This window comes from Bradyrhizobium diazoefficiens (genome assembly GCF_016616885.1).
GTDB lineage: Bacteria > Pseudomonadota > Alphaproteobacteria > Rhizobiales > Xanthobacteraceae > Bradyrhizobium > Bradyrhizobium diazoefficiens_F.
This window is the reverse complement of the sequence record NZ_CP067102.1, coordinates 7,192,961-7,217,063: the sequence shown is the minus strand read 5'-3', so window position 1 is coordinate 7,217,063 and position 24,103 is coordinate 7,192,961. Positions and strand designations below refer to the sequence as shown.

Sequence of the window (24,103 nt, the reverse complement as noted above, 5' to 3'; positions counted from 1 at the left end):
TGATTCTACAGGCGGCGGACGTACTTCAGCGTGCCCGCAAGCTGCCGGTCGGGGCTGCGAGAAATGACCTCCGACAGCTGGCAAGGGGGCTGCTGAAACTCCACCGGGCCGGCATTCGCGCAAACGTCCAGATAATCGAAAAGCGAACGTCCCATTAGGGCCTTGCTTCTGCATTTCCTACGATCGATCTCCCAACCAAGGAAATGAGCAGAGGGGAAGTCTAGGGGAGCGGCTGTTGCGGGTCCCGCAACCAAACAAATTACGGTGCCAGTGCACGAATCCCCGTGACATCAGGCGACATCGATTTGATGCACCGTAATTCGGCGTTCGGCTCGGAAACAAACCCAGGTTCTCAGTAAGTCTACGGATTGATCTCAGCCGCAGGTTGCGGCTAGTCGCTCCCACATATGTTTTTGGATATTTTTGACGTCGAGGCACCCGGCCACAAGACCGCCCTCGACGCGCCGATTGCAGTTAGCCGCATTGATGTCGCCCTGATCCTGATCATGGCGGCCCTTGCCGGTTACTTCTTCATCTATCCGCTCTGGCGGTCCCAATTCTTCATTGAGATATGGTTCACCGAGGGCTGGAACGCATACTTTCAGGATGCCGCCGCATCGGGCGGGCACGTCTATCCTTCTGCGAATACCCTCATCGTCAACAATTACCCGCCGCTGTCCTTCTATGCGATCGGGCTGCTCGGGAGTGTGCTCGGCGATAACCTCTTCGTCGGCCGCGCTCTGTCATTGATATCGCTTGCAGTTGTCAGCATCGAAATTTTCGCCTGTGCGAGGATACTTGCAGGTGGCGTGATCGGGCCCGCGCTCGGGGCGCTGTGGTACGCAGCGATCATGTCCCACAACTTCACCTCCTATGTAGGGGCGAATGATCCTCAGCTCGCCGGCGAGGCCATCATGGGGTTCGGGCTAGCTTGGCTGTTGCGGCGACACAAGGCTGGTGAAAGGCCCCTCGGACCGCTGCTCGTGATGGTCGTGGGCGGCTTTTGGAAGCACAATATGATAGCCGTCCCGTTGACAGCGGTCGTCTGGCTGCTTGCGCGACGAGGAAGGCAGGCTTTCGCGCCACTTGCGTTCAGCGCGCTTGCCGCCGTAGCGGGCCTGGCTGCCTGCGGATGGATGTTTGGTGCTGACTTCTTCCGCAATCTGCTTACAGAGCGCGACTACAGCCTCGGGCACATTCTCGGCAATATGGGGCATCTCCAGTGGTCGGCACCCGGAGCGGTCATCTGGCTCTCCTGGGTGTTCAACAACCGGAGCCTAGGCGCCAAATTCACGTCCATTCATGTTCCCATCGCCTTGGCCTCGTGTCTTCTGCAATGGACCGGTGATGCGATCTTCGGCAACGCCGAGTTCGATTGGATCATCGCGCTCGGCATCGCTATCGGCGTAACCTGTGCGTCGATTGAGACCAGCATCGTTGCTCGATATATTGGTCCAAGCTGGACCAGGGGCGCCGTCGTGGCTCTGCTGGCTGTCCGCCTCATCGCAACCGACCGGCAGGAGCCTTTGCTGATCCTGATGGACCCGCAGTTCAGGCGCGGGTTCGAGGCTGGAGAGCAGTCCGTCCGGACGGAGGCCACACAGGTCGCTGCGATCGACGGTGAAGTCTATTGCGGCATCAAGATCGTGTGCAGGCTCGCCGGGAAGCCTTTTTCAGTCGATGATTTCAAGGTCGGTCAAATGCTCGCAACAAAGCGCTTGAACCGATACGACCTGGACGAACTACTTGCCTCCCGGCGCATCACCACGTTCCAGAGCAATCCGATTGGCATGGGCAGCGTCGATACATCGCTGGCTCACGCCATTCAGCGGGCAAGGACCCCTTGAGCATTTCAATTGTGGTGCTGGGTGTCACCGCGATCAGCGTCATCAGATGGAACGCGTCACACGTTCGATTTCCGGAACTCCCTGAACATCCGTTCAAGAAAGTTTCGAGACGGAAACCGGAACGTCACCATGCGCGATTTGTTTTTCTCGCCGAGGGGTAACTAACACTGGAGAAGGGAACATGAAGAAGCTGTCTTACGTTCTCGCCGCGTTAGCCACCGTTGCGGTTGCCGTGCCGACCATCGCGAGCGCAGGAGAGTTCGGCGTTCGCATCGGCAGCGATCGCGACTACTACTCTGACCATTATGGCCCGCGTGCGGAATTCTATGCGCATGATCGTGGCTGGCATCGTGGCTGGTATGATCGCGACGCCGACCGGACGGTCGTGATCAGGCGACACCATCACTACGATTGGGACTAACCGGAAAAGGGCCCCTTTGGGGGCCCTTTTTTGGCAGGGTGCGGCGCTGTCACTGCAACTCATGTTCCCCCGAACATATGATGTGGGAATCGATCCGCGGCGTTCCGCGGAACGTGCGATTGAAACCTTTGTTGCTCGCGCAATCGCGAACGGCGCAGGCGGAACGACCGTCGGCGGCAGGGATTTGTCGAGGGTCAATCGCAGAGATGGAGAAGACGATGACGCACTTGAAACGACTGAGCGTGGCTGCCGTGATGGCCGCGATCGTACCGCTCGCCGCATCAAGCCCGAGTTTCGCCGCGGGACGCGGACCCGGCTGGTGCACGCCTCCCGGCGGAGACGCTGTTGGAGCCGCAGGCCCTGCGATGAACGGCGGCCAGCTGTCAGCTGGCGTCGGCCAATGCCGGAGCTATGGAAGCTATCACCGAACCTACAGCTACCGGACTCCCGGCTATGCGTATGGCTACGCTGAGCCCGGCTGGGGCGCACCGGTCGACGAGCCGGATTACTGGTAACCGAACCTGACGCTATGGCACAGAGCGCGGCGCGGCCGACACCGGCCGCGCCGCTGTCGTAGTTGGACAAGTTCCATGCGGAAACAGACGGCGCAATGTTTCCGCCGCTACCTCACCCGGCAACCACCATCAGCACCACCGGCAACGTTACCGCCGCCAGCAGCGTGCCCAGCGCCACCGCGCCCGACACAGGGTTCACCAGCCGCTGATACTGAACCGCAAAAATATACGCGTTCGCGCCGGTCGGCATCGCCGCGAACAGCACGATCACGCCGGATGCCACCGGCGGCAGGTTCAACAGTTTGGCCAGCACGAACGCCACCGCCGGCATCGCCAGCAGCTTGAGCGCGCTCATCACGACGACGCTCTGCATCTCGCCCTTCACCTCGAAACGGAACAGGGTGATGCCGAGCGCGATCAGCGCCGCCGGCGATCCCGCCTGCGCGAGCAGCTCGACCGTCTTGTCGACGACGGAGTTGAGGCCGAGGCCGGTGAAACGCCAGATCACGCCGAAACCGATCGCGAGCATCAGCGGATTGCGCGCGACATCGGCGAGCACGGGCCGGATCACCGCGAGCGGCGAGCCCGTCCGCTTGCGGCTGACAAGCTCCATCTGCAAAATGCCGCAGAGCCAGAGCAGCGGCGTGTTCACCGACAGTATCAGCGACATCGGGCCGGCCGCCTCGTTGCCGAGCGCCGAGAGCACGAGCGGAATGCCGAGCATTACGATGTTGCCGTAGACCGAGCCGATCGCGAACACGACGCCGTCCTCGCGGTTCTCACGCCGTTCGCGCAAGGACGCCGAGATCAGAAGCGCCGCGATCCAGGTGAGGGCGAGCGCGCCGTAATAGGCGCCCCACATCCTGTAAGGGCTGACATCGGGGAATTCCGAGACGACGATGGTGCGGAACAGCAGCGCGGGGATCGCGATGCTGAAGGCGAATTCGGAGATGCCCTTGTGCGCGCCCTCGGAGACGAAGCGAAACAGCACCGACGCATAGCCGGCCGCGATCAGCGCAAACACCGGGGCGACGATCAACACGGTGGCCATGCGGTCCTCCCCCTCACGGGGAGATTAGGCCGACCACCCCACGCGCGTCTCGATCCTGCCATCATGCCGGTGTTTTGCCCGACGTGTCAAAGGAAATTCGTAAAATCCGCAATGGTGCGAAAATTCGCCAAGCCGCCCAGGGCCCTGGCTACTGTGCATGGGGTTGTTTTGAAGGTTTTGGGTCGGAGGCGCAGCCCCACACACGACTGTCATCCTCCGCGTAGGCGGGGGATCCAGTACGCCGCGGCTTCTCGATGAACTACAAAAGACGGCAGGCCGCCCTCCCTGTTGCCGAGAGCGCACAGCTCCCGGGTTTCGCTTCGCGCCTCGTTGCCAACGAACGCCCGTTCACTCACACTCTCGTCCGACTCGACACTTTGGGGGGATCGATGCCGGTATCTCGCTTCAGGACATCCTTGGCTGCCGCCACGTTCGGGATGGCGCTCGCCGTTCTGGTCCAGCCGGGCACGGGCTTCGCCTACACGCCGGAGCAGGAGCAGGCCTGCACGCCGGATGCGATGAACCTGTGCGGCGAGTTCGTTCCGAACGTCGATGCCATCACCGCCTGCATGATCCGGAAGAAGGCGCAGCTGTCGCCGCAATGCGCGGTGTTCTTCCGCCGTGGGCCGGAGCCGGGCGAGGTCCGTGCCGGTCAGCCTACCAACATCAAGCCGGTCGTTGCGAAGAAGACCAAGCCGAAGGCCAAGAAGAAAAAGACCGACGACGGCTAGGCGCTCCGCCCCGCGTTCCTTCCCTGAAACTCGCGACCCCCTCGCGTCAGATTGACTCAGGGGCATCAGCCACGCGACAGCCACCGGACTCGTTTTGTTCACGCGGCTCGCGCGCACGCATGCAGCAATTGCTGTTACGTTCGATGGCAAGGACCACCGCGACGGTTTGCGCGGCAAGGTTGTAGTCCGAGTTTTCCCGCGTGATTGGCTGGAAAAACGCGCGATTGCCCGTGTGAACAGCGATTCATGAAGGTTCGTGTCTGTCGTCGCGCGCAGCAGTGTGACTCAAAAGCCAACACGCTTTGTTATTTCGTGGCTTTGACACAGCTCCCGATAAATTTATCTTTCACGAATCAGCGCGGTGATTCATTTTCGTGGCCTGGGGTCAATCTGGAGGCCAGAGGTATGAACGTTATTGTTTTTGCATCGCGTAAAGGCGGCTCGGGCAAGAGTACCCTGGCCGCACATCTCGCTGCGCAGATCAAGGCGAGCAAGCAGGTGATGCTTGTGGACGCGGATCCGCAAGGCTCGCTCACGTTGTGGCACAAGCTGCGTGGCACCAACGAGCCGCCGATCAAGGCGGCCGTGAACTCGGTCAGCGGCATCGTCTCCGCTGCCAAGCGCGACGGTTACGAGTGGGTGCTGATCGACACGCCGCCGAACCTGTCGGCCGTCGTCGACGACGCCATCAAGAACGCGACCATGGTGGTCATCCCGGCACGTCCCGGCGTGTTCGACGTCAACGCGGTGCAGGAAACCATCCAGATGTGCCGCGCGGCGCGCAAGCCCTACGCGGTCGTGCTGAACGGTGCGCCGGCGCGTCGCGACGAGTCCGAAAGCCCGATCGTCACGATTGCCCGCGAAGCGCTGGCCAAGTTCCGCGCGCCGGTGTGGGGCGGTCAGATCACCAATCGTTCGGATTTGCTGATGGCGCTCAGCCACGGCGAAGGCGCGCGAGAGTATCAGGCCGAGAGCCGTGCAGCTCAGGAAATTGCAAGGCTGTGGGCGGCGATCGAGCGTTCAGTGAAAGCTATTCGCGGCACGGCGTCGGCTTCCGGCGCAATGCACAAGCAGGCGGCATAATTTCATCACTCATTTCCCCGGACGACAAACGCGCGGCGTGTCCCGCGCGTTTTGCGTTTGTAGGAATGAGGATGAAGGGTCAGGCCACCATCAGCATGTAAAACACGATGACCGGCGACAGCGTCAGGATCACCGACCAGATGCCGACGGCCCAGATGATGTCTTCGGTGGAAAAGCCCTGCTGTCCGGCGCCGTAATGCGACGCCGCATCATTCTGATTGTTCAAGATCGCCCCCGCGATTTCTTCGCTAATGGGCTGAACGATACGCGGAATGTTTTAAGATTCCGGGCCGCTGCCGCGCTCGCATTTTGAGCGCATTTGTGACCCCGGCTTAACCATGCAAGCGGTCTTGCGTCATCAGGCGAGCCAGACCCGAACAGCAGCACCGGCATCAGGCCGAGCATCACGGCCCAGAAGCCGAACGACGACACCACCAGGATTCCCTGCAAAAGATCAGCAGGCGCGAAGCTTTCCGCCGCGGTCGGACGAACGCGTTGCCCCATGGTCATTCCCCCTTTTGAAAGACGTTGAAGCAAAACGATAGGCGCCATTGCGTAAACGAGGCGTGGATGCGCCATGCGGCGACAGCGAACGCCGTTCGCGCCCCTTAACCACGGCTACGCGCTCGCGCTCCCTCTCCCCGTTCTACGAGGAGAGGCGAGGGAGAGTGTTACGCCGCGACTTTCATCCGCCGCTCGATCTCGCGATCGAGTTGGGCGGCGAGCTCGCTGCTCACCTCCACCATCGGCAGGCGCACCTCGGGGCTGTCGATCAGGCCGGTCCGCCACAGCCAGTACTTCGCCGGCGCCGGGCTCGGCTCGGTGAAGAGCAGCCGCGTCAGCTCCGCGACCTCCTGCCAGCGCGCCAGCGCCGCATCCTGGTTGCCACGCTTCAGCTCGGCCTGCACGGCGGCGAAGGTTGCGGTCTCGAGATGGGCCGACAGCAAAATGCCGCCATCGGCGCCGTCGCTGAGCGCCTCGAAATAATTCGCGTCCTCGCCCGTGAGCACGCGAAAGCCCTTCGGCCTGTCGCGCAGCAAAGCGATCGACTGCTCGCGGCTCGCGCCGCAATCCTTCAAGCCGATGATGTTGGGATGCTCGGCGAGCCGCAGCAGGGTCTGGTTGGTGATGCCGACGGCGCAGCGATAGGGAATGTTGTAGAGCGCGAGCGGCCAGGCGGCGTGATCGGCCAGCGCCTCGAAATGCGCGAGGATGCCGCGCTGCGACGGCCGCACGTAATAGGGGCTCGCGATCAGATAGAAGTCGATCGGCCAGTCCGCGGTCTCGTCTAACCGCTCCTTCATCCGCGAGGTGTCCGCGCCCGATAGGCCAAGCCCGATCGGCAACGTCCGGCGGCCGGCCGCCATCTCGTCGCGGACGGTGGCGACGAGGCGTTCGAGCTCGGCGTCGCGCAGCGTCATGCCTTCGCCGGAGGTCGCCCCAAGGATGAAGCCGTCGATCGCCTGTGTGCAGTAGTGCCGCGTCAGCCGCCGCAGCGATGTCTCGTCGAGGCGGCCATAGTGAAACGGCGTCGCCAGCGGCAGCCAGAGCCCGTGCATATGGGTTCGCAGATCAGTCATGTTCCTTCTCCTTCTCCAAGAAAACCTGAGACGGAGGGCACATGAAAAAAACCCCGTCCAGGCGGCGGGGTTTTCGGGATTTGCTTGCGATGACGAAGCGTCGTTAGCGCGCGCAAAAATCCGAGGTCCCCGGATGGGGGCCCTTTTTCGAGACGATTGCGCACGACTTCGTGATCATGTGGAAATGATGCGGGGTATGCCCAAAACTGTCAATACACGCGGAAGGCGAAAGCTGAATTGGACAGAAAAAAAGCCGGACCCGAAGGGCCCGGCTTAGGTATTGGCCACGTGAGGCCGACACAATCACCTTCCAAGAGGGATTACTGAACTCCCGCGCCACTGGAGGAGGGGGACAAATGCGCAACGCGAAGGCTCAGCGTGCAAGCAGTATGGGCTTGACGAGCGGCATGCAGCAACCGCCGAGGCCGCATGTCAGTCATGCGGAAATCAGGACGGCCAGCGCTGCGCCTTGCTCACCACGAAGTCGCGGAACACCTGCACGCGCGCGACCGTCTTCAGCTCTTCCGGATAGACGAAATATGTATCGAGCTGGATCGAATCCGATTCGCCGAACAGTTGTACGAGGCGGCTCTGTTCTTCGATCAGGTAATCCGGCAGCGCCGCGATACCGAGGCCTTGCTGACAGGCGCGCACCAGGCCGAGGATGTTGTTCACCCTGAAATAGGCCTCGCGCGGACCGCTGCCGTTGCGGCCCGCTTCGACCAGCCAGTTGCGGTTCTGCAGATGCGGCGCGAAGTTGCCGTCGGACAGCGTGATGATGCGGTGGGAGTCGAGCTCCTCCAGCGTGCGCGGCGTGCCGAAGCGCTTGATGTAATCCGGCGAGCAATAGGCGTGGAAGCCCATCGCGAAAAGCTTGCGCTGGATGAGATCCGGCTGCGTCGGCTTGCGGGTGCGGATCGCGACGTCGGCTTCGCGCATCGACAGGTCCAGCTCCTCGTCGGTGACGATCAGCGAGATCCGGATCTCCGGATAGAGCGCGGTGAATTCGCCGAGCCGCGGGATCAGCCAGTTGATGCCGACGCCGGGCGTAGTGGTGATCTTGAGATCGCCGCTCGGCCGCTCGCGGCTGTCGGTCAGTTTCGCGCGCGCAGCCTGCAGTTGCATGAACACGTCATGCGCGGTGCGGAACAGGAGGTCGCCCTGCTCGGTGAGGATCAAGCCGCGGGCGTGGCGGTGGAACAGTGAGACCGAGAGTTCCTGCTCAAGTGCCGAGACCTGGCGTGATACCGCCGATTGCGACAGGCCGAGCTGCTCTCCCGCATGCGTGAAGCTTCCCGCCTCCGCCGCAGCGTGAAACACCTTCAGCTTGTCCCAATCCATATCCGTAAATCCGTCGCGTGTTCGAGGCATGATCGTTATTCCGCTGCCGCGCGCTCGCTGGCGCGCAGGGCCAAGAAACGTTCGGCCTCGAGGGCTGCCATGCAGCCGAGGCCGGCGGCCGTCACGGCCTGGCGGTAGGTTTCGTCAGCGACGTCGCCGGCGGCGAACAGGCCGGGCACTGAAGTCGCGGTCGAGTTCGGGGCGACCTCGACATAGCCCGACGGTTTCAGCTTGACCTGGCCTTTCACGAGCTCGGTCGCGGGCGCATGGCCGATGGCGACGAACACGCCGTCGGTCGGCAGATCGGTCAAGGCTCCGGTCCTGACATTCTTCAGGCGCACATGGGTGACCTTGTTCGGGTTCTCGGTGCCGCAGATCTCGTCGACGGCGGAGTCCCAGACCACCTTGATCTTCGGGTGCTTGAACAGGCGCTCCTGCAGGATGCGCTCGGCGCGGAAGTGATCGCGGCGATGCACGATGGTGACCTGCGAGGCATGGTTGGTCAGGTACAGGGCCTCCTCGACCGCGGTATTGCCGCCGCCAACCACCACGACGTCCTTGTTGCGGTAGAAGAAGCCGTCGCAAGTGGCGCAGGCCGACACGCCGCCGCCCTGGAATTTCGTCTCGGACGGCAGCCCGAGCCAGCGCGCTTGCGCGCCGGTGGCGAGAATCACGGCTTCGGCAAAGTAGACGTCGCCCGAGTCGCAGGTAAGGCGAAACGGCCGCTGCCAGGTCTCCAGCTTGGTGACCAGGTCGGTGACGATCTTGGTGCCGACATGAACCGCCTGCTTCTCCATCTGTTCCATGAGCCAAGGGCCTTGGATCACGTCGGCGAAGCCCGGATAATTCTCGACGTCGGTGGTGATGGTGAGCTGGCCGCCCGGCTGGATGCCTTGGATCAGGATCGGCTCGAGCATCGCGCGCGCGGCGTAGATCGCCGCGGTGTAGCCAGCCGGACCGGAGCCAACGATGACAACCTTTGCATGAACAGGAGCGGACATATTTGCGGACGCCTTTCACGGGGGATCTGCAGCGCGGGCGCGGAATGTGCCGGGAGGCCTCGCGGAGGCGCTGAAATATCAGAGCTAATCTAAGCCTTCTGGTGAGCTATGCAAGAATTGCATTCCCAATCGGCGGATTTTTCCAACAAGGAACAAAAGTCAGCTGGGGTGAACGCGCAATAAAATTGCGCTGGAGGGCGTGACTGGCTATGAGGTTGCATCAGATCCACCCCGATAGCGCCATAAAGGCCAGGAGTTCCCATCACGTGTCGCGGAACCTTGACGAGATCGACCTGAAAATCCTCACCGAGATCCAGGCCGACGGTCGAATCACCAATGTCGAGCTCGCCAAACGGGTCGGTATTTCGCCCCCGCCCTGCCTCCGCCGGGTCCGGGCGCTGGAGGAGGAGGGCTACATCCACGGCTACCGCGGGCTGCTGGATGCGCGAAAGCTCGGCTTCGACGTCACGGTGTTCGCCGCCGTGCATCTCTCCAGCCAGGCGGAAGCGGATTTGCGCGCGTTCGAGGAATTCGTCCGCGCCGAGCCGCTGGTGCGGGAGTGTTGGATGCTGTCCGGCGAGGTCGATTTCATCCTGAAATGCGTCGCGCCCGACATGGCGACCTTCCAGGATTTCGTGACGCACCTGACCGCCGCGCCCCATGTCCGCAACGTCCGGACCTCGCTGGTGCTGCATAATTCGAAGTATGAGGCGGCCGTGCCGCTGGACGTGAAGGGTCGGAGGTAGCGCCTCTTTCGTCATTGCGAGTTTAGTACCGGCCGGGGGCCGACCCGCGCAAAACTGCTACGCAATTTTGTCGCGAGCTCCTCGCAATGACGAGAGCGCGGGCGCCTCATATTCCAAGCAACACGCCGAAACAAAAAGGCCGCGCGGATGGCGGCCTCTTCGAAACGTCAGTGCGCAGCGGCAGATCCTTACCGCCACTCCACCTTGGTGATCTCATACGCCTTGGCGCCGCCGGGGGCGTTGACCTCGACGGTCGAGCCCTTCTTCTTGCCGATCAGCGCGCGCGCCAGCGGCGAGGTGATGGAGATGCGGCCTTTCTTGGCGTCGGCCTCGACCTCGCCGACGATCTGCCACACCGCCTTCTTCTCGGTGTCCTCGTCGACCAGCGTCACGGTGGCGCCGAATTTGATGGTGTCGCCGGAGAGTTTTGAGATGTCGATGATGTCGGCGCGCGCGAGCTTGTCCTCGAGCTCGGCGATGCGGCCCTCATTGTGGGACTGCTCTTCCTTCGCGGCATGGTATTCCGCGTTCTCCGAGAGGTCGCCGTGCGAGCGTGCCTCAGCAATGTGCTCGATAATGCGCGGACGGTCCTCGGACTGGCGCTTCTTCAATTCTTCCCCGAGTGCGGCAAAGCCGCCCGCAGTCATCGGAACCTTTTCCATCTCTTCTCTCGTCTTTCGATCGCGCGCCCCACGACAACGTAGGGCGCGGCAATCTTGATTCGTCAGTATGTCCGGGGGCTGAACACGCCGCCGCCGGAGCGTTAGGTGGGCCTAGCGCCGGAACAGAACAACCGCAATGCCCGGACAGTTCCTCCGGCCATTGTGGCTTCATTGCCAATCACTTAGCGCAAGGCTTAACCTCTCAAGGCTTGGCCTTCCGCTCGCGATCAGGTTTCCGAAAAGTAGCTCTGCAGGGTCCGAACCTCAAGGTCCCCGCCCAGATAGGCGCGGATGCCCTGCGCGGCCGCCACGGCCCCGGAAAGAGTGGTGTAATACGGCACTTTATGCAAGAGGGCCGCGCGCCGCAGCGATCGGCTGTCGGCGAGCGCCTGCGGACCTTCGGTGGTGTTGAAGACCAGCTGGACGTCGCCATTGGTGATGGCGTCGACGATATGCGGCCGGCCCTCCAGCACCTTGTTCACCTTCTCGGTCGGGATGCCCTCGTCGGTCAGGAAGCGGGCCGTGCCCGAGGTCGCCAGCACCTTGAAGCCGAGCGAATGCAATTCGCGCACGGCCTCTGCGATGCGCGTCTTGTCGCTCTCGCGCACCGAGACGAACACCGTGCCCTTGCGCGGCACCCGCGTGCCGCCGCCGAGCTGGCTCTTGGCGAATGCCACCGCGAAGGAGCGGTCGATGCCCATGACCTCGCCGGTCGAGCGCATCTCCGGACCGAGCACCGTGTCGACGCCGGGGAAGCGGGCGAACGGAAACACCGATTCCTTCACCCCGACATGCTTGAAGTCGGCCTTCTTCAGCTTGAAGTCGGCGAGCTTCTCGCCGGCCATGATGCGTGCGGCGATCTTCGCGACCGGCGTGCCGACCACCTTGGCGACGAACGGCACCGTGCGCGAGGCGCGCGGATTGACTTCGAGCACGTAGATCTCGCCATCCTTGATCGCGTATTGCACGTTCATCAGGCCGACGACGTCGAGGCCGAGCGCGAGCTCGCGGGTCTGCCGCTCCAGCTCCTCGATCATCTTGGCGTCGAGCGAGTGCGGCGGCAGCGAGCAGGCGCTATCGCCGGAATGGATGCCGGCTTCCTCGATGTGCTCCATGATGCCGACGATGAAAGTGTCCTTGCCGTCGCAGAGGCAGTCGACGTCGATCTCGGTGGCGTCGGACAGATAGCGGTCGAACAGCAGCGGGTTCTTGCCAAGCACGGTGTTGATCTGCCCGGTCTTGTCATTCGGATAGCGTGCCTTGACATCGGCCGGCACCAGTTCCGGCAGCGTGCCGAGCAGATAGTCGCTGAGCTGGTTCTCCTCGCGGATGATCTGCATCGCGCGGCCGCCGAGCACATAGGACGGGCGCACAACCAAGGGCAGGCCGAGATCGGTCGCGACCAGGCGGGCCTGCTCGACCGAATAGGCGATGCCGTTCTTCGGCTGCTTCAGCCGCAGCTTGTCGAGCACGCGCTTGAAGCGGTCGCGGTCTTCGGCAAGGTCGATCGCATCGGGCGAGGTGCCCAGGATCGGCACTTCGGCGGCTTCCAGCGCCCGCGCGAGTTTCAGCGGGGTTTGGCCGCCGAACTGCACGATCACGCCGTGCAGCGTGCCGTTGCTGCGCTCCTTCGCGATGATCTCGAGCACGTCCTCGGCGGTGAGCGGCTCGAAATAGAGCCGGTCGGCGGTGTCGTAGTCGGTCGACACCGTTTCCGGGTTGCAGTTGACCATGATGGATTCGTAGCCGGCGTCGTGCAGCGCAAAGCAGGCATGACAGCAGCAATAGTCGAACTCGATGCCCTGGCCGATACGGTTCGGGCCGCCACCGAGGATGATGACCTTCCTCTTGTCCGACGGCGTGCTTTCGTCGGCGGTGCTGCCTGCAAACGGCGACTCGTAGGTCGAGTACATGTAGGCGGTCGGCGAGGCGAATTCGGCCGCGCACGTGTCGATGCGCTTGTAGACCGGACGGATGCCCAGCGCGTGACGCTTCGCGGTGACCTCGGCTTCCGTCGTCATTGCGAGCACGGCAAGCCGCGCGTCGGAGAAACCCATGGCCTTGAGCGTGCGCACGCCGAAGGCATTGCCGGGCAGGCCGTGCTTCCTGACCTTCTCTTCCATGTCGACGATGCCGCGCATCTCGCCGAGGAACCACGGATCGATCTTGCAGGAGTTGAAGATCTCCTCGTTCGACCAGCCGAGCCGCATCGCCTGCGCGACCTGGAGAATGCGGTTCGGCGTCGGCGTGCCGAGCGCGGCGCGGATCGCATTCTTATCGTCGTCGCGACCGAGGCCCTCGATCTCGATCTCGTCGAGGCCGGTCAGCCCGGTCTCGAGCCCGCGCAGCGCCTTTTGCAGGCTCTCCTGGAAGGTGCGGCCGATCGCCATGACCTCGCCGACCGACTTCATCGATGTCGTCAGCGTGGTCGATGCACCCGGGAATTTCTCGAAGGCGAAACGCGGGATCTTGGTCACCACGTAATCGATCGTCGGCTCGAACGAGGCTGGCGTCGCACCGCCGGTGATGTCGTTGGCGATTTCGTCGAGCGTGTAGCCGATCGCGAGCTTGGCCGCGACTTTGGCGATCGGGAAGCCGGTGGCCTTGGAGGCCAGCGCCGACGAACGCGACACGCGCGGATTCATCTCGATCACGACCATGCGGCCGTCCTCGGGATTGACGCCGAACTGCACGTTGGAGCCGCCGGTCTCGACGCCGATCTCGCGCAGCACCGCCAGCGAGGCGTCGCGCATGATCTGGTATTCCTTGTCCGTCAGCGTCAGCGCCGGAGCGACCGTGATGGAGTCGCCGGTGTGCACGCCCATCGGGTCGAAATTCTCGATCGAGCAGACGATGATGCAATTGTCTTTCTTGTCGCGTACCACCTCCATCTCGAACTCTTTCCAGCCGAGGACGGATTCCTCGATCAGGACCTCGTTGGTGGGGGACGCGTCGAGACCGCGCTCGATGATGTCGAGGAACTCTTCCTTGTTGTAGGCGATGCCGCCGCCAGTGCCGCCCATGGTGAAGGAGGGACGGATGATCGCGGGCAGGCCGATCTCGGACAGCGCCATCATGGCCTGGCCGAATGCGTATTCCTGATAGCGCTTGCGGCGGTCACTCTCGCCGAGCGTCCATTGCCGGTCGAGCTCTTCGAGCGCTGCGCCCGACAGCTTCTCGCGTTCGGCGTGGTATTTGTCGCGGAACGACTTCTTCAACCCGGAGGCGTTGGCGAGCCGCGACTTCGGCGTCTCGAGCCCGATCTTGGTCATGGCCTCGCGGAACAGCTGGCGATCCTCGGCCTTGTCGATGGCATCGGCGGTGGCGCCGATCATCTCGACGTCGAACTTTTCGAGCGTGCCTTGCCGGCGCAGCGACAGCGCGCAGTTCAGCGCGGTCTGTCCGCCCATGGTCGGCAGCAGCGCGAAGCCGCCGGGAACGACGTGACGTTCCTTCTCGATGATCTTGGCGACGATCTCGGGCGTGATCGGCTCGATATAGGTCGCATCGGCCAATTCCGGGTCGGTCATGATCGTGGCCGGATTGGAATTGACGAGGACGATGCGAAAGCCCTCTTCCTTCAGCGTCTTCACCGCCTGTGTGCCTGAATAGTCGAACTCGCAGGCTTGGCCGATCACGATGGGACCGGCGCCGATGATCAGGATGGTCGAGATGTCGGTTCGTTTAGGCATCACCGCTCGCGGGCTGGAATTCAGGCACAAAAAAAGGGCGCGCTTGCCGCGCGTCCCCTAAGCCGAGAGCGCGGGGTCTCCCTCGCGCGCGGGTGGGTCTTAGACCAGTTTTCGGAGCGGCGAAACCCCGAAAAGCGCCCCATCAACCAGCAATTTTGACGGGTTTCGGCCGCGCCCGCCAGCCACGGGCGAGATGCACCAGAAGCGAGGCCGCAACGCTCGATCCGCCGATCCAGCCGAGGTCGTTTGGCGAGAGGGCGGCCAGCACGGCCCCGCCCAGGGCGCCGCCGATGGCGAAGCCCAAATACATCGCCGACGCATTGAGCGAGAGTGCGATCATCGAGGCTTGCGGCTCGATCCGGATGATGCTGGCGATCTGGGCCGGATAGAATGCCCAGCCCGATAGGCCCCAGAGGAAGATCGCGCCCAGCACCGCATAATGGGCCTGTCCGGGCATCAATTTCAGAACCAGCGAATGCAGGATCAGCGCGCTGGCCATGCCGGCGAGGCCGAGGGCTGCGGTCGCGAGCGCGCCGAGCCGGTCGGCCAGCATGCCGCCGAGCATGTTTCCGATCGCGGCCGCGCCGCCAAACACCAGCAGCGCAAGGCTGATTTGCGCAGCATCGAAGCCCAGGCCGCGCAGCGGGACCGCAAAATAGGTGAATACGGTGAAGCCGCCCAGCGCCCATAAAATCGTGATCACAAGCGCGACCAAGACATTGCTGTGACGCGCCACGGCCAGCCTTTCGCTGAGCGAGGCTGTGTTGCGCGGCAGGCCGCGGGGCAGGCCGAGCAGGAGGCCGGCGAGCGCCACTGCGCCGATCATTGCGACCATGGCAAAGGTCGCGCGCCAGCCGAGCAGGCTGCCGACGAGATTGCCGAGGGGCACGCCGATGACGGTCGCAACCGTAAGGCCCGAGGTGACCAGCGCCACCGCGCGGCCGCGCCGTTCGGGCGAGGCGACCGCCACGGACACCGCCAGCGCCGTCGGCATGCACAGTCCTGAACCCAGTGCCATCAGCATGCGCGAGGCCAGCAGCAGGGCGTAGCTGGACGCCACCATCGCCGCGAGGTTTCCGGCGATGAAGGTCGTCAGTGCGAGCGCCAGCACGGTGCGGCGGTCGATATTGTTCAGCGCCAGCGCCAGGATCGGCGAGCCGACGGCATAGGTGAGGGCGTAGGCGCTGACCAACTGGCCGGCGGCGGAGACCGAAATCGACAGGTCACTGGCGATCGCCGGCAAAAGTCCAGCAATGACAAAGCCTTCGGTGCCGATCGCAAAGGCCCCCAGGGCCAGCCAGAACACGCTCATCGGAGGCAATCCTTATGTTCAGTGTTTATTGAACTATCGAAGATGGCGATTCAGGAGTCAACTGGTTCAAGAACTATTGAACATTGCGCCCACATCGCTATGATTCCAGGGTCATGAGCCGCACACCTCCGCACCCCACCCGCGAGCAGATCGAGCTGCCACTGGTTCTGGATTGTCTGAGCGATCCGATCCGGTTGGCGATCGTGTATCAGCTCGCCCAGCAGGAACCTGTCAGCAGCGAGCTTTGCTGCGGCGACTTCAACGGGCTCTCGGGAAAGTCGAACCTCACCTATCACTTTGCCAAGCTGCGCGATTGCGGGCTGATGCAGACCCGTGTGGCAGGCACAAACCGCTTCATGCGGCTGCGCCGCGAGGATCTCGAGGCACGCTTTCCCGGCCTGCTCGATGCTGTGCTCAAGTCAGCGGCAAAGGACGCCGACAGGCTTCGGCTTGTCGCCGAGTGTGATGTGGTTGAGGCGGGGTGAGGTTTTGGGCGGGGGCAGTCCGTCTACGCTTGCGCTGCGCTCCAGCTTCGCCGGACACGCTTCGCCCCTCTGGGGTTTGCGTGGCTTCGTCACGCCCGACTACGCCCTGCGGGCTTCGTCGCGGCAGCCTTCGCCACGATAGGGCTTGCCGAGCCGAAGCTGGCGAAGCCAGCGAAGGCTGGAGACCCGGCCTGGATTTGAACCAGGATGAAGAGCGATGCACTGCTCTCGCGTAGACGCTTCCGCCACCGGGCCGCAGCGATCATGTCCGATCGAGGCGCGACAAGCCACCTCAGGTGGTCGTTATGCTTAACGCATCCAAGAACCTTAACGGACCAGCGGCGGCCGGGCGATGAAGGTCATGCGCCAGCGGTTGTGGCCGATATTGGCGCTGGCACGCTGGCTCGCGAAGCCCGCCGTCTTCAGCTTGGCCGTGATCTCGTCCTCGCTGTAGCGCTTCAGCCCGATGCGCGTGCGCAGATGACGATAATCTGACAGCGCGGTGCTGACCAACCCGACCAGCGCGTCCTTCAGGAAGCCGTGACGCAGGCCGAAGGAGAGTAACGCCGTTACGTCCCTGAACATGCCGACGTGGGGCTGCAGGATATCGCCGAGCACGAGCTTGCCGGACGGCTTCAGGATGCGCCGGACATTCATGAGCGCGGCATCGAGCTCCTCCGCCGTCATGTATTGCGCGACCGAGTTCATCACGACGAGGTCGATCGACTGGTCCTGCATCTTGCGGACGTCGTCGAGCGAGCGGACGCGGATCTTGGTGTTCGGCGCAAACCGCGCGATCAGCCGGCCGCGCACGCCGGGCGCGGGCTCGGCCAGGATCAACTGGCCGCAGGCAGCCGCCACTTGGCTCGCCGACAGCGCCTCGCCGCAGGCATAATCCAGCACGGTCGCCTCGGGCGAGTTGATGTAGCCGATGATGTCCCGCGCGATGATCTGGAAGTGCAAGTCGCGATGCAGCTTGCTGACATAGATCGTATGCGTCGAGTCGTAATAATCGATCCAATCGTCCATGGGTATCCCGCCCGGCGGTTCCTATCCAGGAACCGCATTGCCCGCCTTGCGTTAGGGGTGCGACGGCGCGCCGTCAATGTCCGCGTCCTAACAGGAAGGTTTCCCGTGAGCAAAGCCCCCAGCAAGGTCTCACCCGATCTCGACACCCCCACCGATCTGGCGCCCCAGGCGACCAAGAAGGTCTCTGAGGCGCTCAATGTGCTTCTGGCCGATGCCTTCGCGCTGTACCTGAAGACTAAGAATTTCCACTGGCATATCAGCGGCCGGCATTTCCGGGATTACCACCTGCTGCTCGACGAGCAGTCCGACCAGATTTTTGCCACCACCGACCAGCTCGCCGAGCGCGTTCGCAAGATCGGCGGCACCACGCTGAGGTCGATCGGCCAGGTCGCAAAGCTGCAGACCATCAAGGACAATGACGAGGACTACGTTCCGCCACGCGAGATGCTGCGCGAACTGATGCAGGACAACAAGCATGTCGCGGCTGCGATGCGCAAGGCGCACGAGGTCTGCGACGACGCCGGCGACGTCGCCAGCGCCAGCATCCTCGAGGTCTTCATCGACGAGACCGAGCGCCGCACCTGGTTCCTGTTCGAAGCCACCCGGCAGGAAGGTGGCAACGAGGCGTAGGCACACTGCCGTAGGGTGGGCAAAGGCGCGCTCTTGCCCACCATCTATTTTTACGACTTGGATTGATCGGTGGGCACGCTTCGCTTTGCCCATCCTACAGCACCACGCTTGTCGCTACCGCCACAGCCGCAACAACGCCCCGTGCTTGCCCGTGACCGGATCGGCCGGCGGCCGCGCGACGTTCGGAATCGTCTTCAACGCCTTGGCGTGATTCTCCGGCGTGGGCCGCGTGATTTCCATCCGCGAGCCCGGCGGATAGGCGCCGATCACACAGAAATCATCGCTGGCCGTGATGCACTGATGTCCGGTGCCGGCCGGCAGGATCGCGACGTCGCCGGCCTTGATGTCGAACTCCTGGCCGTGATCGCCGCCGAAGCGAACGCGGGCATGACCGCGCGCAACGCCGAGCACCTCATGCACCGTCGCGTGGTAGTGCAGGTAATCGTAGACCCCATTGCGCCACGTGCCGCCCCAATTGTTCGTTTCGAACAGGTTTTCGATGGTCTCCTCCGGCTGCTTCGGATCGAGCGTCACCGCGCCCTGGTAGACCAGAAAGGGGAGAATGTTGTTCGGCACGAGCCCGTCATCCTCGAAGACGATGGCGAGCGGCTCGGCATAGTCGCGGACGACAGACATGGCTGGGCTCCTGCGTCACGAAGGTGCCGAGACAACATTGAAGCGGGAGGAGCCGTTCCTTCAAAGGTCTCGTGTCCCGGACGCGATGCAGCGCGAAGCGGTGCGTCGCAGAGCCGGGACCAGAGTGCCAAGGTTATGGGCCCCGGTTCAGCAGTGCATCACGCTGCGAAGAGCGGCGCGCTGCACTGCGCCCGGGGCACGAGAGCCGCAGCCGAGCCTTACGCGCTCTTCTTCTGTCGCATCAGATCGGCGAACCGCTGGAACAGATAGTGCGAGTCGCGCGGTCCTGGAGAAGCCTCGGGGTGGTACTGCACCGAGAACACCGGCTTGCCGTCGAGCTGGATGCCACAATTGGATCCGTCGAACAGCGAGATGTGGGTCTGCGTCGCGCCCTTCGGTAGCGTATTTTCGTCCACCGCAAAACCGTGGTTCATCGAGGTGATCTCGACCTTGCCGGTGGTCTCGTCCTTCACGGGATGATTGGCGCCGTGATGGCCCTGATGCATCTTCTTGGTCTTCGCGCCGACGGCGAGGCCGAGCATCTGGTGACCCAGACAAATTCCGAAGGTCGGCGTGCCCGACTTGATCACGTCCTGGATCACAGGCACGGCGTACTTGCCGGTCGCGGCCGGATCGCCCGGACCGTTCGACAGGAACACGCCATCCGGCTTCATCGCCATAATATCCTCCGACGAAGTCGTCGCCGGCACCACCGTCACCTTGCAGCCGACGCCGGCGAGCAGGCGTAAGATGTTGCGCTTGATGCCGTAGTCGATGGCGACGACGTTGAACTCGGGCTTGTCCTGGCGGCCAAACCCCTTGTCCCACAGCCAGGGCGTCTCGTCCCAGGTGAAGCGCTGGCCGGAGGTGACCATCGGCACGAGGTCCATGCCCTCGAGGCCGGGCCATTCGCGTGCTTCTTCCTTCAGGCCATGCAGGTCGAACTCGCCGTCCTTGGCGTGCGCAATCACGGCGTTGGGCATGCCCTTGCTGCGGATCAGCGCGGTCAGCGCCCGGGTGTCGATGCCGGAGAGGCCGATGATGCCGCGCGCCTTCAGCCAGGCGTCGAGATGCTTGGTGGCGCGGTAATTCGAGGGATCGGTGATCGCGGTGCGCAGGATCACGCCGCGCGCGCCGGGCGTCGCGGCCATGTTCACCGTCTCGATGTCTTCCTCGTTGGTACCGACGTTGCCGATATGCGGGAAGGTGAAGGTGATGAGCTGGCCGGCATAGGAGGGATCGGTGAGGATCTCTTCATAGCCGGTCATGGCGGTGTTGAAGCAGACTTCACCGACGGCCTGGCCTTCGGCGCCGAGACCAAAGCCTTCGAGCACCGTGCCATCGGCAAGCACGAGAAGCGCGGTCGGTTTATGGTCCGGCCAGGCGGTATCGTTGTCATGTTGTGTCATGAGCCCGCTTCATAAGGCCCCCGCGCGCGCCCGTCAAAGTGGGAAACGGCGGATTCACATGCGTTTTTGCATATTTGACAGGTCCCCTCAGGCACTTAAGCTTGATCTGGTAATTTTGCGCCATTTTGGCCTCCGGCAGGGAAACAATGAACCTCGCATGACAGGTCCGGTATGGCCTCTTTCCGGGGAAGGGCTTAGATCAGGCGCAATAGATTGAGAGGATCACGATCATGCTGCGCGACGACATCAACAATGCGGTCAAGGAGGCCATGAAGGCCAAGGACGAGCGGAAGCTCTCCACGCTGCGCATGGTCAACTCGACCATCAAGAACGCCGACATCGACGCCCGCGGCAACGGCAAGCCGCCGCTGTCGGACGCCGACCTGCTCGGCGTCTTTCAGAAGATGATCAAGCAGCGCCAGGAGTCGGTCGAGCTCTACGACAAGGGCGGCCGCGCCGAGCTCGCCGCGCAGGAGCGCGAGGAGATCGCGGTGATCTCGGCGTACTTGCCGAAGCAGATGTCCGACGACGAGGTGACGAAGGCGATCGCGGACGCCATCACTGAAACCGGTGCCGCCGGCATGAAAGACATGGGCAAGGTGATCGCGGCGTTGCGTGCGAAGTACGCCGGCCAGATGGATTTCGGCAAGGCCAGCGGCCTGGTGAAGGCGGCGCTGACCGGCTAGCTTTCATTCCAGGGCAGGTCCATGCTGACCGAAGCCGCCACTTACGACGAACTCGTCCGCAACTTCCGCTGGGACATCCCGGCGCGCTTCAACATCGCCGAGGCGTGCTGCGATCGTCACGCCGACGGCAGCGGTCGTCTCGCGCTGGTCTATGTCGACGAGAATGGCGCCACCAGGCGCACTTCCTTCGACGAGGTCGCCGAGGCGTCGCGCCGCTTCGCCAATGTGCTGAAGGCGGATGGGCTCACGCGCGGCGACCGCGTCGCGGTGTTTCTGTCGCAATCGCTGGAATTGCCGATGGTGCATATGGCGGCGTTTCGCTCCGGCATGATCTCGATCCCGCTGTTTGCGCTGTTCGGCGAGGACGCGCTGGAATTCCGCCTGTCGAATTCGCAGGCGAAGGCGATCGTCACCGACGAGGGCGGCTGGGAGAAGCTCGCAAAAATCCGCGATCGGCTGCCGGATCTGGAGAACGTCTACGTCGTCGGCGAGCGCGCGCCCGTGGGCACGAAATCGTTCTGGGATGTGGTCAAAGCTGCTTCGCCCGACTTCACCCGCGTCGATACGTCCTTCGACGATCCCGCGGTGATCATCTACACGTCAGGCACGACAGGTAATCCGAAGGGCGCGCTGCATGCGCACCGCGTCGTGCTCGGTCATCTTCCCAATGTCGAGATGTGCCACAATTTCCTGCCCAGGGCCGGCGATCTCATGTGGACGCCGGCGGACTGGGCCTGGATCGGCGGGCTCGTCAACGGCCTGTTCGCGTTCTGGTATCACGGCATTCCCCTGGTCGGTCATCGCGCGCGAAAGTTCGAGCCGCAGGCGGCGATGCAGATGATGGCCGATCTCGGCGTGCGCAACGTCTTTCTGCCGCCGACGGCGTTGAAGCTGATGCGGCAGGCCGGCGTGAGGCACGAGGGCGTCAAACTGCGCAGCATTTTTACCGGCGGTGAATCGCTCGGTGGCGAGTTGCTCGGCTGGGTGCGCGAGACATTTGGCGTCGATGCGCATGAGGTGTTCGGTCAAACCGAGTGCAATCTCGTGATCGGCAGCAACTCGAATCTGTTTCCGATCCGCCCGGGCTCGATGGGCAAGGCGACGCCGGGTTTTGATGTCCGCATCGTCAACGACAAGGGCGAGGCGCAACCACGCGGACAGCGCGGCATTATCGGCGTGCGCCAGCCATGCCCCGTGACCATGCTCGAATACTGGCGCAATCCCGAGGCGACGGCGAAGAAATATGCCGGCGAGTTTCTGCTCACGGGCGATCTCGGCGTGCAGGATGAGGACGGCTATTTCTGGTACGTCAGTCGCGAGGACGACGTCATCACCACCGCCGGGTATCGCGTCGGCCCGTCCGAAATCGAGCATACGCTGATGAAGCATCCGTCTGTGGCGATGGCCGCCGTGGTCGGCATTCCCGATCCGATCCGTACCGAGTCGATCAAGGCGTGGATCGTGCTGCGTCCTGGCTTTGCGCCGGGCGATGCGCTGGCGCGCGAGATCCAGGAGTTCGTCAAGGTGCAGCTTGCAGCACACGAATATCCGCGCTTCGTCGAATTCGCCGAAACCTTGCCGATGACGGCGACAGGCAAGGTGCTCCGGCGCGAGTTGCGGGCGAGAGGTTAGCTTCTGACAATGCCAAAGACGTCTCAAGCACCGGGGCTTCACCGCGCCTCCATCGATAAGCTGCACGATCTCGATGCGGCGCTGGAGCTGATGTATTACGGCTGGCGCGGGATGACGCCCGAGGCCGACGACTATCTCGCCAAGCAGGGCCGTCGCGCTCGCACCATCGCATTCTCTACGTGGTGGCGCGCCGGCCCGACACCGCCATCGGATCGCTGATCGAAATCCTTGGCATTTCCAAGCAGGCCCTGAACGGGGAGCGCCTACGGCGTCTTGATCCCCATCGCCTTCAGCGCTTCCAGCATCTTCACCGGTGGCGACATCTTGATCTGCGGCGCCTTGCCCGTCTCGAGCAGGCTCTTCAATCCCGACAGGATCGCGGGCCAGCCGGTGCGTCCGCCGGAGAGGATGTCGTCGCTGAGCGGCCGGTCATGGCCTTCGCTCATGGTGAGACGAACGGCATCGCCGACCTGTTCGATCTCGTAAGTCACGAGCGTCGGGCCGAGCTTCTCGATCAACTCGGGCCAATTCACGTTGAACGTGACCGAGAGCTTTCGCGGCGGGTCGTATGCGAGAACCTCGCCGCTGATATGCAACGCGCCATCGGGCGTGCGCACAATGAAGGCGCCGCCAAGGCGCGGCTCGACCTCGACGGCATTGCCGAAGAAGTATTGCTTGCTGAACTCCGCCGATGTCGGGGCTTCCCACACATTCTCCGGCGTCGAGGCGATGTAGATGGTGTAGACCGTGAGCGGCTTGAACTGATCGAGGTTCATTTTGCATCAAATCCCTTGTTGAGGGCCGCGCGTGTGATGTTGAGCAGCTTGCCGGTCTCCAAGAGGCTCTTGAGCTGGGACAGGATCGCGGGCCATCCGTTGGAGACGGCGCCGAGATATTTGCCGCCCTCGACGAAGCCGTCATGCAGCACGGTCAAACGCACGACCGGGCCGAAAGGTTCGAGCGTGAAGACGACGCGCGAGATCGGCTCATGGCGCAGCTCTTCATATTTGTGGTGCTTGAAGCTGTAGGACAGGCGCCGCGGCGGATCGGCCTCGAGGATTTCACCGGAATCCGTGATCTCGCCGTCCAGCGAAAGCGCGAAAGGCGAGCCGATCTTCCAGTCTGACCGGACCTCTGCGCCGAACCAGTATTGCCTGGTGAACGCGCTTGACGTCAGCGCCTCCCACAGCTTTTCCGGCGTGGTCTCGATATAGGTGACATAGACGAATTGCGGCTTACTCATCACGTTTCTCCAACTGGCGTTTCAACTCGCTGAGCGCGGCGAGCTTGCCGCGCTCGAATTTCCTGATCCAGCGCTCGCCGATCTGGTGGATCGGCACGGGGTTGAGATAGTGCAGCTTCTCGCGACCATGCTTGATGGTCGTGACCAGATTGGCCTCTTCCAGGATGACCAGGTGTTTTGTCACCGCCTGGCGCGTCATCTCCAGGCCTTCGCAGAGCTGGTTCAACGTCTGGCCGTTCCTGGCGTGAAGCCTGTCGAGCAGCGACCGTCGCGATGCATCGGCGAGCGCTTTGAAGACCTCATCCATAGCGGGGATAATAGGCAACCAAATGGTTGCATGTCAAGACGGTGTCTTTGGCGCCCGCAAATGG

The 24,103-nt window shown here is 63.1% G+C and carries 25 protein-coding genes and 1 pseudogene; 11 read left to right on the top strand and 15 right to left on the bottom strand.

Annotated elements, in window-relative coordinates; genetic code table 11:
- Window positions 1-407: 407 nt before the first annotated feature.
- The 3 genes from JJC00_RS33560 to JJC00_RS33550 all read left to right on the top strand — a co-directional run bounded on the left by JJC00_RS33560 (window position 408) and on the right by JJC00_RS33550 (window position 2,783).
- Window positions 408-1,847, top strand: coding sequence for a glycosyltransferase family 39 protein (locus tag JJC00_RS33560; RefSeq protein ID WP_200470037.1), 1,440 nt, complete (start codon window positions 408-410; stop codon window positions 1,845-1,847).
- A 181-nt stretch (window positions 1,848-2,028) separates the two neighbouring features.
- The gene (locus tag JJC00_RS33555; RefSeq protein ID WP_200470036.1) at window positions 2,029-2,268 is read left to right on the top strand and encodes a hypothetical protein; all 240 of its coding nucleotides are present in this window, start codon (window positions 2,029-2,031) and stop codon (window positions 2,266-2,268) included.
- Between the two features lie 218 nt (window positions 2,269-2,486).
- Window positions 2,487-2,783, top strand: a complete 297-nt coding sequence (locus tag JJC00_RS33550; RefSeq protein ID WP_200470035.1) for a hypothetical protein — start codon at window positions 2,487-2,489, stop codon at window positions 2,781-2,783.
- 112 nt (window positions 2,784-2,895) lie between these two features.
- On the opposite strand, the gene JJC00_RS33545 is transcribed toward JJC00_RS33550, so the two are convergent.
- Window positions 2,896-3,834 carry an AEC family transporter gene (locus tag JJC00_RS33545; RefSeq protein ID WP_200470034.1) on the bottom strand — a complete coding sequence of 313 codons (939 nt, stop codon included), beginning with the start codon at window positions 3,832-3,834 and terminating at the stop codon, window positions 2,896-2,898.
- 389 nt (window positions 3,835-4,223) lie between these two features.
- Between JJC00_RS33545 and JJC00_RS33540 the strand changes: the two genes are divergently transcribed.
- Entirely contained in the window at window positions 4,224-4,565 is a 342-nt protein-coding gene (locus JJC00_RS33540; protein ID WP_200470033.1) for a hypothetical protein, read from the top strand.
- Between the two features lie 405 nt (window positions 4,566-4,970).
- Window positions 4,971-5,648, top strand: a complete 678-nt coding sequence (locus JJC00_RS33535; protein ID WP_028150667.1) for a ParA family protein — start codon at window positions 4,971-4,973, stop codon at window positions 5,646-5,648.
- A gap of 79 nt (window positions 5,649-5,727) precedes the next feature.
- Here the strand turns inward: JJC00_RS33535 and JJC00_RS33530 are convergent, their stop codons facing one another.
- The 5 genes from JJC00_RS33530 to trxB form a co-directional block, all read right to left on the bottom strand.
- The gene (locus tag JJC00_RS33530) at window positions 5,728-5,874 is read right to left on the bottom strand and encodes a hypothetical protein (protein ID WP_187434884.1); all 147 of its coding nucleotides are present in this window, start codon (window positions 5,872-5,874) and stop codon (window positions 5,728-5,730) included.
- Window positions 5,871-6,152, bottom strand: coding sequence for a hypothetical protein (locus JJC00_RS33525; protein ID WP_200474378.1), 282 nt, complete (start codon window positions 6,150-6,152; stop codon window positions 5,871-5,873). The genes JJC00_RS33530 and JJC00_RS33525 overlap by 4 nt, the downstream gene beginning before the upstream one ends.
- Before the next feature lie 167 nt (window positions 6,153-6,319).
- Entirely contained in the window at window positions 6,320-7,228 is a 909-nt protein-coding gene (locus tag JJC00_RS33520) for a 4-hydroxy-tetrahydrodipicolinate synthase family protein (protein ID WP_200470032.1), read from the bottom strand.
- A 447-nt stretch (window positions 7,229-7,675) separates the two neighbouring features.
- Window positions 7,676-8,599, bottom strand: a complete 924-nt coding sequence (locus JJC00_RS33515; protein WP_027534296.1) for a LysR family transcriptional regulator — start codon at window positions 8,597-8,599, stop codon at window positions 7,676-7,678.
- Between the two features lie 5 nt (window positions 8,600-8,604).
- A complete protein-coding gene (gene trxB, locus JJC00_RS33510; protein ID WP_200470031.1) occupies window positions 8,605-9,570 on the bottom strand; it encodes a thioredoxin-disulfide reductase in 966 nt (321 codons plus the stop codon).
- A gap of 266 nt (window positions 9,571-9,836) precedes the next feature.
- On the opposite strand from trxB, the gene JJC00_RS33505 reads away from it, so the two are divergent.
- Window positions 9,837-10,316 (top strand): Lrp/AsnC family transcriptional regulator, encoded by a 480-nt coding sequence (locus JJC00_RS33505; protein WP_027547667.1) that lies wholly within the window; start codon window positions 9,837-9,839, stop codon window positions 10,314-10,316.
- Window positions 10,317-10,504: 188 nt separating this feature from the next.
- Here the strand turns inward: JJC00_RS33505 and greA are convergent, their stop codons facing one another.
- The 3 genes from greA to JJC00_RS33490 all read right to left on the bottom strand — a co-directional run bounded on the left by greA (window position 10,505) and on the right by JJC00_RS33490 (window position 15,982).
- Window positions 10,505-10,978, bottom strand: a complete 474-nt coding sequence (gene greA, locus JJC00_RS33500; protein ID WP_027534300.1) for a transcription elongation factor GreA — start codon at window positions 10,976-10,978, stop codon at window positions 10,505-10,507.
- A 227-nt stretch (window positions 10,979-11,205) separates the two neighbouring features.
- The gene (gene carB, locus JJC00_RS33495) at window positions 11,206-14,670 is read right to left on the bottom strand and encodes a carbamoyl-phosphate synthase large subunit (protein WP_200470030.1); all 3,465 of its coding nucleotides are present in this window, start codon (window positions 14,668-14,670) and stop codon (window positions 11,206-11,208) included.
- Window positions 14,671-14,812: 142 nt separating this feature from the next.
- Window positions 14,813-15,982 carry an MFS transporter gene (locus JJC00_RS33490; RefSeq protein ID WP_200470029.1) on the bottom strand — a complete coding sequence of 390 codons (1,170 nt, stop codon included), beginning with the start codon at window positions 15,980-15,982 and terminating at the stop codon, window positions 14,813-14,815.
- A gap of 113 nt (window positions 15,983-16,095) precedes the next feature.
- Between JJC00_RS33490 and JJC00_RS33485 the strand changes: the two genes are divergently transcribed.
- Window positions 16,096-16,467, top strand: a complete 372-nt coding sequence (locus JJC00_RS33485; RefSeq protein ID WP_200470028.1) for an ArsR/SmtB family transcription factor — start codon at window positions 16,096-16,098, stop codon at window positions 16,465-16,467.
- A gap of 327 nt (window positions 16,468-16,794) precedes the next feature.
- Here JJC00_RS33485 and JJC00_RS33480 read toward each other — a convergent pair whose 3' ends face one another.
- A complete protein-coding gene (locus JJC00_RS33480; protein WP_200470027.1) occupies window positions 16,795-17,496 on the bottom strand; it encodes a class I SAM-dependent methyltransferase in 702 nt (233 codons plus the stop codon).
- Between the two features lie 105 nt (window positions 17,497-17,601).
- Here JJC00_RS33480 and JJC00_RS33475 point away from each other — a divergent pair, with 105 nt between their 5' ends.
- A complete protein-coding gene (locus JJC00_RS33475) occupies window positions 17,602-18,126 on the top strand; it encodes a Dps family protein (protein WP_200470026.1) in 525 nt (174 codons plus the stop codon).
- Window positions 18,127-18,240: 114 nt separating this feature from the next.
- Here the strand turns inward: JJC00_RS33475 and JJC00_RS33470 are convergent, their stop codons facing one another.
- Entirely contained in the window at window positions 18,241-18,762 is a 522-nt protein-coding gene (locus tag JJC00_RS33470; RefSeq protein WP_200470025.1) for a cupin domain-containing protein, read from the bottom strand.
- A gap of 218 nt (window positions 18,763-18,980) precedes the next feature.
- Window positions 18,981-20,171, bottom strand: a complete 1,191-nt coding sequence (carA, locus tag JJC00_RS33465) for a glutamine-hydrolyzing carbamoyl-phosphate synthase small subunit (RefSeq protein WP_200470024.1) — start codon at window positions 20,169-20,171, stop codon at window positions 18,981-18,983.
- Between the two features lie 230 nt (window positions 20,172-20,401).
- On the opposite strand from carA, the gene JJC00_RS33460 reads away from it, so the two are divergent.
- The 3 genes and pseudogenes from JJC00_RS33460 to JJC00_RS33450 all read left to right on the top strand — a co-directional run.
- Window positions 20,402-20,857, top strand: a complete 456-nt coding sequence (locus tag JJC00_RS33460) for a GatB/YqeY domain-containing protein (protein ID WP_200470023.1) — start codon at window positions 20,402-20,404, stop codon at window positions 20,855-20,857.
- Window positions 20,858-20,878: 21 nt separating this feature from the next.
- Complete coding sequence (locus JJC00_RS33455) at window positions 20,879-22,489, top strand: acyl-CoA synthetase (RefSeq protein WP_200470022.1); 1,611 nt, start codon at window positions 20,879-20,881, stop codon at window positions 22,487-22,489.
- Between the two features lie 9 nt (window positions 22,490-22,498).
- A pseudogene (locus JJC00_RS33450) lies at window positions 22,499-22,747 on the top strand (MarR family transcriptional regulator); the annotation flags it as partial.
- Window positions 22,748-22,752: 5 nt separating this feature from the next.
- Here the strand turns inward: JJC00_RS33450 and JJC00_RS33445 are convergent.
- The 3 genes from JJC00_RS33445 to JJC00_RS33435 are packed head-to-tail and all read right to left on the bottom strand — an operon-like array spanning window position 22,753 to window position 24,039.
- Window positions 22,753-23,265 carry an SRPBCC family protein gene (locus tag JJC00_RS33445; RefSeq protein WP_200470021.1) on the bottom strand — a complete coding sequence of 171 codons (513 nt, stop codon included), beginning with the start codon at window positions 23,263-23,265 and terminating at the stop codon, window positions 22,753-22,755.
- Window positions 23,262-23,732 carry an SRPBCC family protein gene (locus tag JJC00_RS33440; RefSeq protein ID WP_200470020.1) on the bottom strand — a complete coding sequence of 157 codons (471 nt, stop codon included), beginning with the start codon at window positions 23,730-23,732 and terminating at the stop codon, window positions 23,262-23,264. The genes JJC00_RS33445 and JJC00_RS33440 overlap by 4 nt, the downstream gene beginning before the upstream one ends.
- Window positions 23,725-24,039: an ArsR/SmtB family transcription factor gene (locus tag JJC00_RS33435; RefSeq protein ID WP_200470019.1), complete on the bottom strand. Its 315-nt coding sequence runs from the start codon at window positions 24,037-24,039 to the stop codon at window positions 23,725-23,727. The genes JJC00_RS33440 and JJC00_RS33435 overlap by 8 nt, the downstream gene beginning before the upstream one ends.
- Between the last annotated feature and the right edge of the window lie 64 nt (window positions 24,040-24,103).

What these genes read in the sequence shown, in the direction of transcription:
- JJC00_RS33560 (WP_200470037.1), top strand. Translation starts at nt 408, where the DNA reads ATGTTTTTGGATATTTTTGACGTCGAGGCACCCGGCCACAAGACCGCC.
- JJC00_RS33555 (WP_200470036.1), top strand. Translation starts at nt 2,029, where the DNA reads ATGAAGAAGCTGTCTTACGTTCTCGCCGCGTTAGCCACCGTTGCGGTT.
- JJC00_RS33550 (WP_200470035.1), top strand. Translation starts at nt 2,487, where the DNA reads ATGACGCACTTGAAACGACTGAGCGTGGCTGCCGTGATGGCCGCGATC.
- JJC00_RS33545 (WP_200470034.1), bottom strand. Translation starts at nt 3,834, where the DNA reads ATGGCCACCGTGTTGATCGTCGCCCCGGTGTTTGCGCTGATCGCGGCC.
- JJC00_RS33540 (WP_200470033.1), top strand. Translation starts at nt 4,224, where the DNA reads ATGCCGGTATCTCGCTTCAGGACATCCTTGGCTGCCGCCACGTTCGGG.
- JJC00_RS33535 (WP_028150667.1), top strand. Translation starts at nt 4,971, where the DNA reads ATGAACGTTATTGTTTTTGCATCGCGTAAAGGCGGCTCGGGCAAGAGT.
- JJC00_RS33525 (WP_200474378.1), bottom strand. Translation starts at nt 6,152, where the DNA reads ATGGGGCAACGCGTTCGTCCGACCGCGGCGGAAAGCTTCGCGCCTGCT.
- JJC00_RS33520 (WP_200470032.1), bottom strand. Translation starts at nt 7,228, where the DNA reads ATGACTGATCTGCGAACCCATATGCACGGGCTCTGGCTGCCGCTGGCG.
- JJC00_RS33515 (WP_027534296.1), bottom strand. Translation starts at nt 8,599, where the DNA reads ATGCCTCGAACACGCGACGGATTTACGGATATGGATTGGGACAAGCTG.
- trxB (WP_200470031.1), bottom strand. Translation starts at nt 9,570, where the DNA reads ATGTCCGCTCCTGTTCATGCAAAGGTTGTCATCGTTGGCTCCGGTCCG.
- greA (WP_027534300.1), bottom strand. Translation starts at nt 10,978, where the DNA reads ATGGAAAAGGTTCCGATGACTGCGGGCGGCTTTGCCGCACTCGGGGAA.
- carB (WP_200470030.1), bottom strand. Translation starts at nt 14,670, where the DNA reads ATGCCTAAACGAACCGACATCTCGACCATCCTGATCATCGGCGCCGGT.
- JJC00_RS33490 (WP_200470029.1), bottom strand. Translation starts at nt 15,982, where the DNA reads ATGAGCGTGTTCTGGCTGGCCCTGGGGGCCTTTGCGATCGGCACCGAA.
- JJC00_RS33485 (WP_200470028.1), top strand. Translation starts at nt 16,096, where the DNA reads ATGAGCCGCACACCTCCGCACCCCACCCGCGAGCAGATCGAGCTGCCA.
- JJC00_RS33480 (WP_200470027.1), bottom strand. Translation starts at nt 17,496, where the DNA reads ATGGACGATTGGATCGATTATTACGACTCGACGCATACGATCTATGTC.
- JJC00_RS33470 (WP_200470025.1), bottom strand. Translation starts at nt 18,762, where the DNA reads ATGTCTGTCGTCCGCGACTATGCCGAGCCGCTCGCCATCGTCTTCGAG.
- carA (WP_200470024.1), bottom strand. Translation starts at nt 20,171, where the DNA reads ATGACACAACATGACAACGATACCGCCTGGCCGGACCATAAACCGACC.
- JJC00_RS33460 (WP_200470023.1), top strand. Translation starts at nt 20,402, where the DNA reads ATGCTGCGCGACGACATCAACAATGCGGTCAAGGAGGCCATGAAGGCC.
- JJC00_RS33455 (WP_200470022.1), top strand. Translation starts at nt 20,879, where the DNA reads ATGCTGACCGAAGCCGCCACTTACGACGAACTCGTCCGCAACTTCCGC.
- JJC00_RS33445 (WP_200470021.1), bottom strand. Translation starts at nt 23,265, where the DNA reads ATGAACCTCGATCAGTTCAAGCCGCTCACGGTCTACACCATCTACATC.
- JJC00_RS33440 (WP_200470020.1), bottom strand. Translation starts at nt 23,732, where the DNA reads ATGAGTAAGCCGCAATTCGTCTATGTCACCTATATCGAGACCACGCCG.
- JJC00_RS33435 (WP_200470019.1), bottom strand. Translation starts at nt 24,039, where the DNA reads ATGGATGAGGTCTTCAAAGCGCTCGCCGATGCATCGCGACGGTCGCTG.